This window comes from Acinetobacter sp. Root1280 (genome assembly GCF_001425285.1).
GTDB classification, from domain to species: domain Bacteria; phylum Pseudomonadota; class Gammaproteobacteria; order Pseudomonadales; family Moraxellaceae; genus Acinetobacter; species Acinetobacter guillouiae.
In genome coordinates, this window is record NZ_LMED01000001.1 from 405971 (window position 1) to 419351 (window position 13381).

The window sequence follows — 13381 nt, forward strand, 5'->3', positions numbered from 1 at the left end:
AAAATTCCTCAGCGAATGGGTGTAGGTTCAACGGCCATACCTGCACTTAATCCTTGCAGACCTTCGACAACAACTTTATCTCCAGAACGCAAACCAGATAATACTAACCATCGATTGTCTATGGCTTCGCCTAAAGTAAGCGCTCTTTGTTCAATTTTATTCCCTTGTCCAATAACCCATACAAATACCTCACCATCAGCATTTCTAATTTCAATCCCTTGGGGAATTAATAAACTTTTTGGACGTGGTCCTGTACCAAGTTGTGCCCGCACATACATTCCTGGCAATAAAGATTGATTCGGATTTGCAAATGAAGCTCTTAATGTGACACTCCCGGTTGCTTCATCTACGGTGATATCGCTAAACTTAAAAATTCCCTTTTCTTGATAGTTCATTCCATTATTCAACTCCAAACTTACAGTTAACTCCTCGGGCTCTATCCCATCTTCTGTAAGTTGTTTCCGAAGCGCCATATATTCATCACTGGATTGAGTTAAATCTACATACATTGGATCTAAATTCTGAATAGTTACTAGAGCATCTACTTGACTAGATGTTACAAGGGCTCCACGTGTAATCGCAGATCGACCGATTCTTCCCGAAATTGGAGCTGTGATTTGAGTATAGTTAAGATTGGTTTGTGCAGTTTTTAACAATGCTTTATTAACGTTCACTGCAGCCTTTGCTTGCGCATAAGCTGCTCTCGCATCATCAAGCTCCTGACGACTAACACCATTGACACTAATTAATTGCTCATAACGTTCAGCTTGAAGGCGAGTTGAATTTACAGTTGCCTGAGCCAATTCAAAATTACCTAATGCCTCTGCAAGACTATCTCGATAAAGCGTTGAATCAATTTTATAAAGCGGCTGCCCCTTTTTAACATATGAACCCTCTTGGAAAAGCTGTGCAACAACTACACCATTTACTTGAGGTCTAACTTGTGAGACTTCAGATGCAACTGTCCGGCCAGCTAATACCCGGTCAGTTTCTATAGTTTCAGGAGTTATGGTTATCACACTCACCTGCTGTGTTGCTTTTTTTACAGGTTGGTCTGAATCACACCCATTTATAAAAGGGAGTAAAACAACGGAAAAAAAAATTTTATAACAAGTAAATCTCAAATCAGGCATATCTAGAACCATAGACTTATAGATAATTTATTTACTTTACTGTAAAGTAAATAATATTGATAGGTTGAAAATTGTAATTAACCAGAATCTTGCTTTTGATCAGATGAATCATATGTTGATAACAAGGTAGGCTTCTAAACAAATGGGACGAGTTAATACTGAGCATTGAGTGAGGAATCCTTAAGCATCTATGGTTTTGCTTTAAGAATTCCAATAAATTGCTTCAAATTCTAGAAAGAAATCATCAATTAGACAGAATAATTGGGTACTATCTAACATAAGGACTGGGTTGTGAGTTTTGTGTGGTAACTCAACTGATGGCTCTATCCTCTTTTTTAGTCAATTTCTTATCCGCGATTCAGGTTAATTATGTTAAAGAAAAGTCGAGGACGTCCTTCTAAAGCTCGTCCAAATATTATTTTGGCAGCACGTGAGCAATTTCTTGAACATGGTTTAGATGTAAGTTTAGATAAAATTGCGATAAAAGCAGGAACTACGAGACAGACACTTTATAATCACTTCCCAACAAAAACAGCTCTACTCATTGAAATTTTCGAGAACTTCAAAGCAGAAATGGAAACACCATTTGATGAGAAGAATAATTTAAATGAAATAATGATGTTAGAGCAGCTATTAATACAAATTGGCCAAACTGTTCAAAATCATTTCTACAATACCAACGTAATTCGTCTTCAAAGGTTAATCATTATAGCATTAGTAGAAATGCCAGAAATACTTGAGCAGGTTCAACAACGTACGTATGGAAGTATCAAAAAATCGATGATCAATATTCTCGAAACAGCTAACAATGCGGGAATTATCAAAATTTCAAATTCTGAAGCAGCAGCTAAAGCGTTCCTTGGCGCTGTTATGGGCTATGCGTATCCTGCAACTTTATTAGGTGGTGCAGTTCCCACTTCTGAAGAGTTACAACAGTTGAATGAAGAAGCCTGCCGTACTTTTCTAAGCGCGTGGCAATTTAAAGTTGAAATGGATAGCTCGAAATAATTAGATTAAGCAAACATAAATTCAATAAAATTAATCGTGTATCTAATCATTAGATTATTCTATTCAGCCTTATAAACTCATTGATAAGGCTGAACTAAGGTCATCATCATGAATTAAACTGAACGAGTGATACCGCCATCTACACGAATATTTTGCCCTGTGATATAACCTGCGCCTTGTGAAGCAAGAAAACTGATAGTTGCAGCAATTTCTTCACTGGTACCATAGCGTTGCAACGGCACAGATTGGCGACGTTGTTCGGTTTCAGGCAAACTATCAATCCATCCTGGTAAGATATTATTCACACGAATATTTTTTGCCGCATATTGATCCGCTAAAATCTTAGTAAACGAAGCCAGTCCTGCACGAAAAATAGCTGAGGTCGGAAACAGGTCACTGGGTTCAAATGTCCACGCACTCGAAATATTGATAATCACCCCTGCATTCTGCTTTTCCATGATCGGAATGACTAAGCGAGTAGCACGAATAATATTCATTAAATAAGTATCTAAACCTAAATGCCATTGTTCATCAGTGATTTCCAAAATAGGTGCACGTGGACCGTGTCCTGAACTATTGACTAAAACATCAATCCTCCCCCATTTTTGATATGTTTGCTCAATCAGCTTGTTGATATCAGCTGTAGATTGATTGGTACCTGTCACGGCAATGCCATCGAGTTGTTTAGCAAGCTCTTCTCCTCTACCTGAAGAAGAAAGAATACCCACATGGTAGCCATCTTGATGTAATTTTCGCGCGGCGGCTGCCCCCATACCACTTCCACCAGCCATGATTAATGCTACTTTTTCTACAGTCATTTGTGCTATCCTCTAAATGTTTTATGATCGAATATATATGAATACTGTAACTAGAATAGCATTAAGCTCCGTTGATCTGGTTTGACCTTTTCTCTTAATTGAATGTAGAAAAACTATAGTATGACGCTACTCAATCGCTTACCACCTTTGAACGCATTAAAGGCCTTTGAGGCCGCCAGTCGGCATTTAAATTTTAAATTCGCTGCCGAAGAGTTACATGTCACTCAAAGTGCAATTGCACAGCATGTCCGTCATTTAGAAGAAGAATTGGGAATAAAGTTATTTGAGAGACATTCGAAAGGCGTAAACTTAACAGCGAATGGTCGAAAATATGCCGCGAGCATTACTCAGGCTTTTAGTTTAATTTTTGAGGCAACTCAATCGTTTCACCATTCAAATCAGCAGATTACATTGAGTGTTACACCAACTTTTGCAGCGAAATGGTTAATTCCTCGATTAAATCAATTTAGACAATCTCATCCTGATATTGACTTGCAGATTTTGGCTACAGAACGAGTTTCCCATTTTCAAAATGATGCTGTTGATTTGGCAATTCGTTATGGTAAACCACCATTTGGTACAGGTTTAAATACTGAATTACTGTTGCAAGACACCTTTATTGCGGTGGCAAGTCCTGAGTTAATCAAGTCACTTAAGCTATCAAATCAGGAATCTTTAGAGATCAGCACCTTAGACCAGTTCACCTTATTACATGATGCACATAATCTTTGGCCGCATTTTATTGAGAAATTAAAATTCAAGAATACGCAAAATCTATTTAAAAATATCCGCTTTAATCAGACTGCACTTGCGATTGATGCTGCTATTGCTGCTCAAGGAGTTACTTTAACCCATCCAATATTTGTACATTCAGAGTTAGCGTCTGGAATACTGGTTAAAGTTTTTCCACAGGAGTTAGCCATGGAAACAGGATTTTATGTCGTTTATCCACGTCATACCGTTGGTGCTGAAGCCTTATCGAAAGTTCATCATTGGCTATTTACTCAATTTGATCAGCCAAAAGCATCTGATTAAACTCGTGTTGAAGATGAGGCTTAGTATTAAGCTTCAGCTGAACGTTGACAATATTTTTGACAAGAAATACTACGAATGTATTGGTGCAAACTTTATGAATTGGGGTACACCAAGAGATGCCACATTAAGTGTCCGTTATAATTTTTAATCCATTTTAAATTAAACCCTCTATTTTATTAGAGGGTTTCTTCTATAGTCTTGCTATATTGGATATTTAAGGTCTCATTTTACGATAAAGTATAATGAAATTAAGCTATCGCACGCTGCGCAATAGCCAAAGCCTCATCCAAATCCGCTTTTAAATCGTCTACATGTTCAAGTCCTGCATGTAGGCGCACCAAATATCCACGACTAGGCAAATGACTTTGAGTGCGATAAGGTGTTCCAACTGGCAAAATCAGACTTTCAAATCCACCCCATGACAAGCCGATGTGGAAAAGCTTTAAAGAATCAAAGAAAGCCTCTACAAAGCGCGGATTGTTTTGTTTTAAATAAAAAGAAAATAAGCCTGTAGAACCAGAGAAGCTCTGTTGCCATAGTTTATGATATGGATTCATTGCTAAAGCTGGATGATTTACCACATCAATTGCAGGATGTTCATTTAGATAATGAGCGAGTATTACGCCATTCTCTTCATGCTGTTTTAAGCGAACGGCTAAACTACGCAACCCACGTGATGCTAGATAAATATCATCTGGACTTGTCGTTTCACCAAAAAAATGTACAACTTTATTTAATTGCTCTATGGATGCTGCATTTGCTGTTGCAGTTCCCATGAGAATGTCAGAATGCCCACCAATATATTTTGTGACAGCCTGAATTGAGACATCTGCTCCATGTTTTAAAGGTTGAAAAAACAATGGCGTTGCCCAAGAGTTATCTACTAAAACCTTGGCATTCATTCGATGGCTTATTTCTGAGATTGCGGCAATATCGCTAATTTCAAAAGTAATTGAACCTGGTGACTCTACAAAGACCACACTGGTTTTTTGATTAATTTTGTTGTTTAACTCATCTAAATTACATGAGTTAAAGTATTCAACATGGATTCCCAGTTTGGGCAACATACTGTCTGCAAAACTTCGTGTTGGCCCGTAAATATTATCAGCAATCAGAACATGATCACCTGCTGCAACAAATGCCATTAATGCATGAGTACAAGCCGATAGTCCAGATGGGAAAACCATGCATCCTGCACCACCTTCTAATGCATTAATTGCACTTTCAAAAGACTTTGCTGTAGCAGCACCAAAACGGCCATAATGTTTATAAACACCACCATTTTGCTTATGATCTTCCCATTCTTTAAAACTATCGACGACGATAGTTGAGCCTCGATAAACAGGTGTGTTCACCAAACCATCAAAACGCTGAGGGGTTCTTCCCAAATTTATGACTTGTGTACAAAAGTGATTCATAGCAGCACCAGCATGATTTCTAACAAATATTTCTACAACCAATGATAGATAAAATGCATAGAATTTTTATTTTAAATAAATCACTATTTTTTTAAAAATATAGAATATAAATCCGTATTTGAATATTTAATAGGAATTTTATTCCCATAATGACATGATAAGGTAAATATTCATAATGTGGCTGATTGATATGTTCAATGCGTTATTGAGTAGTTTTTTAAAGTCATTTACTTAGAAAATATGCCTAGCAAATTTACTTTGTTAAATGTTGATTTAATTTTATATTGTCATAAAGGGAGATAGTACGATTCTTTCTTAGTAAAATGCGGAACAAATCAACCCTAAAATAAATACATCTTATTGAGACCTAGCTTTGATTTTTATGAAAAAACATCAATGATCAAAGAAAATTTAAAGGTAATTCAGTTGTATACTTAATTTGCTCCATCGCAAAACTGGAGCTCACGTCAGTAAGGCCAGAAATTTGAATTATTTTTTTATACACTTTGTCATACTCAAGCACATCGGGTACAGCGACTTTTAACAAATAATCAGTCTCTCCAGCCATCCGATACACTTCTATAACTTCATCGATTGTGTGGATATGATTGTGAAATTTTTCAATCCATTCTGCATTATGTTGTGCTGTTTTAATAAAAACCATGACAATCACATTGATATTTAGTTTTTTACGATCTAATAAAGCAACTTTGGCGCGAATGATGCCTTCTTCTTCCATTTTATGAATGCGTCGCCAACATGCCGTATTACTTAACCCAATACGATCTGCGATATCGCCAATCGCCCAGGTACAATCTTTTTGTAATAATTCTAAAATTCCACGATCATATTTATCTAGCTGTAATTTCATGCAGTTCACTTTATATAAGAAATTAAAAAAATGAGTCACTTATTTATCTATAATAAGAATAATATTCTATTTTAGATAAGAAAAATAGATTATTAATTCTTAATGCTGATTACTTGAAATTCTCATTCAAATAAAGAGCAGTTTAGATAAGTTATGGCTCTATTCACTGTTTTTTTAATACAATGCAAATAAGAATACGGCGTTATAGCGATTGGAAAAGTTCTTGTAGCGTTTGGATAAACCATGTTCGGGCTTCTATGTCATCTCGATGGTTATACCAATTGGCACTCACATTAAAGGGTTTAACTGAAAATGGTAATTCAAAAATATTGACATCACCATTACGCGCATATACTTTTGCTGCCCGTGAAGGCAAAGTCACTAATAATTCAGAACTGGTCACAACATCTTGTAAAACACTAAAATGAGGAAGCTCAAGCATGATTTTTCTTTTTAAGCCCAATTCTTTCAGCCTTTGATCAATTTCAATATGACCCGTTGAAGATTTAATAGCCGCATGATTTTCTTGAAAATATTGTTCTAAACTCAGTGTATCTCTTATACGTGGATGGTACTTATGCGCAATGCACATATAGCGTTCTTCAAATAAATTACGTGATTCAATTTTAGGCATAACGGTATAACTACTATTGAACACAGCAACATCTAAAAAACCTTCAGTCAGCCATTCTTCTACTTTATGCGATTGAATTTCTTCGATTTCCACCTTAATAAATGGTGCTTCTTTAGAAAGATATTGAATTAACGAAGGTAACAGACATATTTCACCTAAATCAGATAAGCCTAAACGAAATATCCGAGTTGAGGTTTTTGGGTCAAAGTATTTAGACGCTGTAATTGCCATTTCAATATCGGTAATTGCTTGCCTAAAGCTTGGGTATAAACTTTGTGCCAACTTGGTCGGTTTGACTCCAAATTTGTCTCGTTCAAATAAAGGATCATTTAAAAATTTACGTAGGCGATTTAGATTATAGGTGACAGAAGGTTGGCTTAAATTGAGGCGTTCGGCCGCGTGACTAATATTTTTAGTTTCAAAAACGATAATAAAAACTTTAATAAGACTTAGATCAATCAATTGTCATATCTCTATTGAATGAGGGAGGTAGACCTCCCTACTCTACTTTTAGATTTGTAGCGCTTTCACCGCCAATTTTGTTTTTTTCAAGCGTAAGTGAATCATTGAAACACTCATTACTGCAATAATACAGGGGATTGATAATGCAATAAAATTATAATTAATTGGCAAACTTAAGCTTAATAGCCAACCACATAAGATTGGCCCTAAAATTGCGCCTAAGCGCCCCACACCTAAAGCCATTCCTAAGCCTGTTGCACGAATATTGGACGAATAAAATTGGGACATATACGCCAATAATAAGATTTGCCCACCAATTGATGCAGCACCTGCAACAGCAATACAAAAATAAAGAATGATCGTTGGTAAATTATAACTCAGTAAAATTAATGCGATCGCACCACTTAAAAACAGTGAGCATAATACCTTTGCAAGATTAAAACGATCCGCTAAGTAGCCACCACAAATTGCGCCAAGCATTCCCCCAATATTTAAGGCCAATAGAAAAACCAGACTGGTCGATAAATCATAGCCTGCTTCTACCATTAATTTAGGTAACCAATTGCCTAAAGCATAGACCAGTACAAGCGCCATAAATACGCTGCCCCAAAATAAGAGTGTCACCATCCCACGATTTTCTGCAAATAAATCCTTTATTGGGGTTTTAGAGGTGGCTTGATTGTCTTGATGAAGACCAATTTGAGTCTGAGGCGTATAGGTAATATTGCCATCAATTTGTTTAAGGATCTCAATGGCTTTGTCGGTTTTATCACGGCGCACCAAATAATCAATCGATTCGGGTAACAGCTTCCAGATTATGGGAATGAGTAAAAGTGGTGTGCCTCCTAGAATAAACATGATTTTCCAACCAAATTGCGGGACTAACCACATTCCTAATAAAGCTGAACACATCCCACCGACTGCATAGCCACTAAACATTAAGGAAACCAAGGTTGAACGTAGTTTTTTAGGTGCATATTCAGTCATCAAGGCGATTACATTTGGCATGACCCCGCCTAAACCCAATCCAGCTAAAAACCGAAAGATTGCAAAACTTTGTGGATTATTGGCATAACCACAAAGTAAAGTAAAACCACTGAATAAACAGATACATAAAATAATTAATTTTTTGCGGCTAAATCCATAACTTTCTAATTTATCACTCAGGCTACCGAAAATAATCGCACCAAACATCATCCCAAATAAGGCGATACTGCCCAGAAATCCAGCCGTAATACTGTCAATTTTCCATTCTGCCATCAACTTGGGTAAAGCAACACCGTAAATCACTAGATCATAACCATCAAAGATAATAATCAATGCACTGAGTAGAATCACTCGCCAATGAATGGCTTTTAATTTAGCATGATCAATAATTTCATTTGCATTTATGATTTGCATAATAGACCTCCCTGGTCATATTGTCCTGTTTGTAATCTTTGTTGTTTAAGTCGTCATTTCAGTGTGCTGTAGTTGTTTTGCTAATGCTGCTTTAGCTGTCTGAATATCATCTTCAAGCGAATGCTGCCACAACCAGTCAAAACGCTGTGCCAAATGTTGGCCTATTGATTCAAAATCAGGATATTTCGATGAATATAGCTCATAGATTTCACCTGATTCACGCGAGGTATTTTGAACTTTTACGGCGCGCGCTAATCGAACTTGCTCATAGATTTCTGATACAGCTTTGATAGATTCAGATGTCAGCTCAGGGTTTTCTAATAATTTAGCTAAAATCAAAGCATCCTCTAGACCTTGTCCGGCACCAGCACCTTGATGCGGTAACATGGCATGAGCAGCATCGCCAATCAAAATCACATTATTGCTTTTGTTTTTATAAGTTTCTAAAGGTTGAATTTCATGTAAAGCCCAAATTGTTGGTGAGTCGATCAGATCCAATAATGCCTTGCAACTCTCGCTCCAGTCTGCAAAATCAGCCAGCATCGTTTGTTTTGAAACAGGCGATGTCCATGGTGTATTCTCTGCTAATACGGTTTGAGTGCGATCTGACTTAAATGCGACAATGTTAATTTCTTCACCCTGACGGATTGGGAAAGTTAAGATATGTTTATCTTTCCCTAAAAGCATTTGCGGTACATCGGCAATTTCGGCATCATTTCCCAGTTTTGCAATGGCTTGCTTAAAATCTTGAAATTTAATAATTCCACGATATGCCCACGTCCCTGAAAACTGAGGTTCAACACGCGCTAATTGATTAGAGTCAAGCACATGATTTCGAACAACTGACCGAATTCCATCACAACCAATCACATAATCAAATGTAATATGATGACCATCTATAAAGTGAATTGTCGCTTGTTCTTCATCTGCCTCAATTTCTTGTACACGTTTATTAAAATGTACATTTGTTAAAGGCACCAACGGAATTAAACGATCGAGAAAATCTGCACGATGTACCGAAGACTGCCCGACTTGTGGCGCAATAGATGCAGATAGATACTCATCGGTATAACCATTACGCCATTGAAACCAAATATCGGTGTATGGTGTCTTTACCAGATCTGCAATAGATTCATACTCTTGGCTTAGACCTAATAATTGAATGGCTTTAACTGCATTGGCACCAAACGAAATCCCTGCACCAATTTCAGAAAACTGTGATGCAGACTCAAAGAGATGTACATCTAAATGTTTATTTTTGATCAATTGAGTGGTGAGTGCTAATCCTGCAATACCGCCACCAATCACAGCAACTCTAATTTTTTTGTCCATTTTTAGCATTCCTTACTAAATTGCTTAGAATTCTATGATTGGTTATTTTTTAGAATAAATCCAATTTATATTTTTAAGTTTATACTATCTATTTTTTTGATATTTATTTAAATAAATCTCTTTCATAAATGAAAAAGTGATCATGTAGCGTGAATCATATTTCGATTGAAAATCCCTTCTCCCTTTGGGAGAAGGCTAGGATGAGGGGAATTTTATGTTGATTTATAGTTTTAAAAAAGGACTTTTTGAAAAATTCTAAGGTGTTGATATAACTAAATTATTGTTCTATTTTTTGAAGAGTGTTTTAAATATCACGCTTAGTTTCATAAATTTATTTGAGACTTAAATAAAATATTTAAGAACCTTGTCTATACAACACTATTTTTCTTATTGAAATCACTTTTTAGGTTTTGGTTTTTAAAATACAATTTTTATCTTTTCTGAAATTGCGTAAATAACCATTTGTCTCAAAATCATTAAAGGGATCAAACATGTTGAGTTTCATCAAAATAACGGCCAAGCAAAATCAACATTTGTGAACCATCGATCACATTTGCTCGACGTAAAGCAATTACTAATTTTTCAGTTTCGTCTGGTTTAACATCATCATCAGCTAAACGTGTAATCGTTTGAGCCAATAGACTACTTCCAGTATTGATATAACTTATATGGTTTTGACGTGGGAGTTTCGCTATATATCTTTTCAACCCTTTATGTGGAATTTCATTCACATTCAGCATCACAAAGTTCCTTAATAAAACTGCCCCTCTATTATAACAACATGGGTAACTTCTACGCTAATAAAAAATGAGATGCTATTGACGGTTCGTTAATTAAATTATCTAACCGTCAAATATTAACTTAGTCTACATCTCAATTTAAATTACCAATAGGCTCAGCAAGTTACTTTAAAAACCCAAAGTCCACGAGAGTTGTGCAGTACGTGGTGCGCCAAGAAATAAATAGTCATCGCCTAAGAAACTCCCCGCATCTCGCCAGTATTTTTTATTAAACACGTTATCAACATTAAATCGAAGTGTATTGTCATAACCATAAGCACGGAAGTTATAAGCTGTACCTACATCAAACACGCTATAGCCTGATACTTTTACTGTACCCGTTTTATTGGCATATTTACTGCTACTGTATTGTATGCCAGCCAATAAACGTAAGCCATCTACTTGTGGTACTCGATAAGACAGATGACTGGCAAAACGGACACTCGGTACATTTTGAGTTTGATGACCTTGATAATCAGCCACTTTTATTTCTTTTAAACGTGAACGAGTTAAAGCTAAAGAAGAAGTCATATCTAGATTTTGCCCTAAGCGTCCCTGTAAGCCCAATTCTAAGCCAAGGTTATGTTGCTTACCATCCGTGACAAAGTAATTGTCTGCGTTGGTGTATTGATTGTCTTGGGTTAAATCGAATAATGCCGCGGTAAACAGTAATGTTTGCCATTGCTGCTTAAGACCCAACTCATACTGAGTTGAATTTATCGGTGCTAAAGTTTTAAAAGCATTACCTTCAATACCTTGATCAGGAATACCAGTAGCAAACCAAGGGGCTTGTCCGCCATCACTTAAGCCTTTGGCATAAGAAGCATAGAGGTGGGTATGTTCCCAAGGTTGATACATCAACGCAAACTGCGGCAAGAAACGATTAAAATTGGTCTCTCGGATGTTGTTTGCATCCACATCATAGGCATTTTCATTTAAATGCATCAGTTTACCGCCCAACAAAACTGACCATTCAGTGTTGAAGTCAATCTGGTCCAGTAAGTTCAGTGCAGTTTGTTGACTGTCTAATGATTTATAATGTGTACCTAAAGTTTTATCAGTAGGCGCATACGTTATAGGATCATTATAAATATTTCCTGTACCGACCAATTCATTGATTGCATTATATTGTGTATGCCGTTTCCCTGTATGTGACAGTTCTAAACTTAGCGTATGTTGCCAAGCCCCTGTGCTAAACTTGCCGTTTAAGCCTGCTTTAAATTGATTGGTTAAGAAGCTGTCGTCTGGATTACGGAAATCATAAATATCATAATTACCATTTTGATCAAAAGTATTACCTAAACCTGTCGTTTGGCAAGTACTGCTATAACAACCCCACGGAAATGCTGAATAATCATCAATCACGACACGGCTTTGTGCAGCAGACAGATTTGTTGTCCAGTTGTCATTGACTTGGTAAATATATTTTAAGCTGGCATTTAGGCTTTCATTGGTCACTGGTTTACTCCAGCTTTGATAGCCAAGTAAACGATCCCATTTAACCCCAGTCGGTACAGTTGTACCATCCAGTAATTGATAACCTGCGACTGAGCGCTGACGTTGACGCTGCGATTCAATATCAAATTCTAATTTTGAGCGATCTGAAATCTTCCAATCTAAAGCCAAAGCGCCAAACAAACGCTGCCCATCTGCATGCTCAACATAAGGATGAATTTCTTCTTTGGCCAGATTCAGTCGATAACCAAACTGCTGCTCTTCTCCCAACCAGCCACCCAAGTCAGTTGCAACACGATTGCCACCATGACTATCTACTTCAACGGTAATAGCACGAATGTCTTCTGGACGTTTAGTGACATAATTGATGACACCACCCGGTGTTGACATCCCACTTTGGATTGCACTTATACCCTTTAGAATTTCAACTTGTGCTTTGTTCTCAAGCGCCACATTTTGCTCGCCACGCAGCAAATGACCATTGAGCAAATAACTTGATCCTAAATTTAAGTTAAAGCCACGCATAATAAAGTTTGGATAATAACCAATGGGTGCATAGCCATCACCGATTGCTGCATCATTTTTAACAACATCCGTCAGGGTTTTTGCATGTTGGTCAGCAATACGTTCCGCGGTGACTGTACTGATAGATGCAGGGATCTCAGCAAGATTTTGCTGAGTAAATCCTAATAAATTTACCTTGGGTTGATAATAAGCAGTTGGTGTTGTTTCTTCTGTTTGAACGCTTACTTTAATCGTTTTAAGTTGCTGTGTATCTTTTTCAGTATTAGCATGTGCCAATGCTGAACTTAGCCCTAGACATGAAAATGAACCAACTGCCAGTAGTGCTTTTTGTAAACGAGAAAATGGATACGTTTTCACAGTAATTGCCTAACCCCAAAAGATAATCTTACAGCCTCAATTTATGCGCATGAGTATTCACAATTTTTTCTCATTGAACAAGCATTTCTATAAGATATTTAAGCTTTAAAGAACACTTTGATATGACCTTGAAAATAAATAAGCATTTTTGAA

General features: G+C 36.8%; 11 protein-coding genes and 1 pseudogene. 2 read left to right on the forward strand and 10 right to left on the reverse strand.

Going from position 1 to position 13381, the window contains the following annotated elements; genetic code table 11:
- Positions 1 to 8: 8 nt before the first annotated feature.
- Both ASC84_RS01975 and ASC84_RS23110 read right to left on the reverse strand, forming a co-directional pair.
- Entirely contained in the window at positions 9 to 1133 is a 1125-nt protein-coding gene (locus tag ASC84_RS01975) for an efflux RND transporter periplasmic adaptor subunit (protein ID WP_056511159.1), read from the reverse strand.
- 154 nt (positions 1134 to 1287) lie between these two features.
- Positions 1288 to 1412: pseudogene (locus tag ASC84_RS23110) on the reverse strand (IS982 family transposase); the annotation flags it as partial.
- Between the two features lie 90 nt (positions 1413 to 1502).
- Between ASC84_RS23110 and ASC84_RS01980 the strand changes: the two are divergent.
- Positions 1503 to 2141 (forward strand): TetR/AcrR family transcriptional regulator, encoded by a 639-nt coding sequence (locus tag ASC84_RS01980; protein WP_056511161.1) that lies wholly within the window; start codon positions 1503 to 1505, stop codon positions 2139 to 2141.
- 113 nt (positions 2142 to 2254) lie between these two features.
- On the opposite strand, the gene ASC84_RS01985 is transcribed toward ASC84_RS01980, so the two are convergent.
- On the reverse strand, positions 2255 to 2959 hold the full coding sequence (locus ASC84_RS01985) for an SDR family oxidoreductase (RefSeq protein ID WP_056511164.1): 705 nt from the start codon (positions 2957 to 2959) through the stop codon (positions 2255 to 2257).
- 120 nt (positions 2960 to 3079) lie between these two features.
- Between ASC84_RS01985 and ASC84_RS01990 the strand changes: the two genes are divergently transcribed.
- Positions 3080 to 3994: a LysR substrate-binding domain-containing protein gene (locus ASC84_RS01990; RefSeq protein ID WP_056511166.1), complete on the forward strand. Its 915-nt coding sequence runs from the start codon at positions 3080 to 3082 to the stop codon at positions 3992 to 3994.
- A gap of 248 nt (positions 3995 to 4242) precedes the next feature.
- Here the strand turns inward: ASC84_RS01990 and metC are convergent, their stop codons facing one another.
- The 7 genes from metC to ASC84_RS02025 all read right to left on the reverse strand — a co-directional run bounded on the left by metC (position 4243) and on the right by ASC84_RS02025 (position 13228).
- A complete protein-coding gene (metC, locus tag ASC84_RS01995) occupies positions 4243 to 5412 on the reverse strand; it encodes a cystathionine beta-lyase (RefSeq protein WP_056511883.1) in 1170 nt (389 codons plus the stop codon).
- 400 nt (positions 5413 to 5812) lie between these two features.
- On the reverse strand, positions 5813 to 6283 hold the full coding sequence (locus tag ASC84_RS02000) for an Lrp/AsnC family transcriptional regulator (RefSeq protein WP_004720411.1): 471 nt from the start codon (positions 6281 to 6283) through the stop codon (positions 5813 to 5815).
- Positions 6284 to 6485: 202 nt separating this feature from the next.
- The gene (locus tag ASC84_RS02005; RefSeq protein ID WP_081409302.1) at positions 6486 to 7379 is read right to left on the reverse strand and encodes a LysR family transcriptional regulator; all 894 of its coding nucleotides are present in this window, start codon (positions 7377 to 7379) and stop codon (positions 6486 to 6488) included.
- A 48-nt stretch (positions 7380 to 7427) separates the two neighbouring features.
- On the reverse strand, positions 7428 to 8780 hold the full coding sequence (locus ASC84_RS02010; RefSeq protein ID WP_056511169.1) for an MFS transporter: 1353 nt from the start codon (positions 8778 to 8780) through the stop codon (positions 7428 to 7430).
- A 45-nt stretch (positions 8781 to 8825) separates the two neighbouring features.
- A complete protein-coding gene (salA, locus tag ASC84_RS02015; protein WP_056511172.1) occupies positions 8826 to 10112 on the reverse strand; it encodes a salicylate 1-monooxygenase in 1287 nt (428 codons plus the stop codon).
- A 485-nt stretch (positions 10113 to 10597) separates the two neighbouring features.
- The gene (locus tag ASC84_RS02020) at positions 10598 to 10852 is read right to left on the reverse strand and encodes a hypothetical protein (RefSeq protein ID WP_056511175.1); all 255 of its coding nucleotides are present in this window, start codon (positions 10850 to 10852) and stop codon (positions 10598 to 10600) included.
- A gap of 168 nt (positions 10853 to 11020) precedes the next feature.
- On the reverse strand, positions 11021 to 13228 hold the full coding sequence (locus tag ASC84_RS02025) for a TonB-dependent siderophore receptor (RefSeq protein WP_056511178.1): 2208 nt from the start codon (positions 13226 to 13228) through the stop codon (positions 11021 to 11023).
- Between the last annotated feature and the right edge of the window lie 153 nt (positions 13229 to 13381).

Excerpts from the sequence above, each read along its gene's own strand:
- ASC84_RS01975 (WP_056511159.1), bottom strand. The coding sequence starts at position 1,133 with ATGCCTGATTTGAGATTTACTTGTTATAAAATTTTTTTTTCCGTTGTT.
- ASC84_RS01980 (WP_056511161.1), top strand. The coding sequence starts at position 1,503 with ATGTTAAAGAAAAGTCGAGGACGTCCTTCTAAAGCTCGTCCAAATATT.
- ASC84_RS01985 (WP_056511164.1), bottom strand. The coding sequence starts at position 2,959 with ATGACTGTAGAAAAAGTAGCATTAATCATGGCTGGTGGAAGTGGTATG.
- ASC84_RS01990 (WP_056511166.1), top strand. The coding sequence starts at position 3,080 with ATGACGCTACTCAATCGCTTACCACCTTTGAACGCATTAAAGGCCTTT.
- metC (WP_056511883.1), bottom strand. The coding sequence starts at position 5,412 with ATGAATCACTTTTGTACACAAGTCATAAATTTGGGAAGAACCCCTCAG.
- ASC84_RS02000 (WP_004720411.1), bottom strand. The coding sequence starts at position 6,283 with ATGAAATTACAGCTAGATAAATATGATCGTGGAATTTTAGAATTATTA.
- ASC84_RS02010 (WP_056511169.1), bottom strand. The coding sequence starts at position 8,780 with ATGCAAATCATAAATGCAAATGAAATTATTGATCATGCTAAATTAAAA.
- salA (WP_056511172.1), bottom strand. The coding sequence starts at position 10,112 with ATGGACAAAAAAATTAGAGTTGCTGTGATTGGTGGCGGTATTGCAGGA.
- ASC84_RS02020 (WP_056511175.1), bottom strand. The coding sequence starts at position 10,852 with ATGCTGAATGTGAATGAAATTCCACATAAAGGGTTGAAAAGATATATA.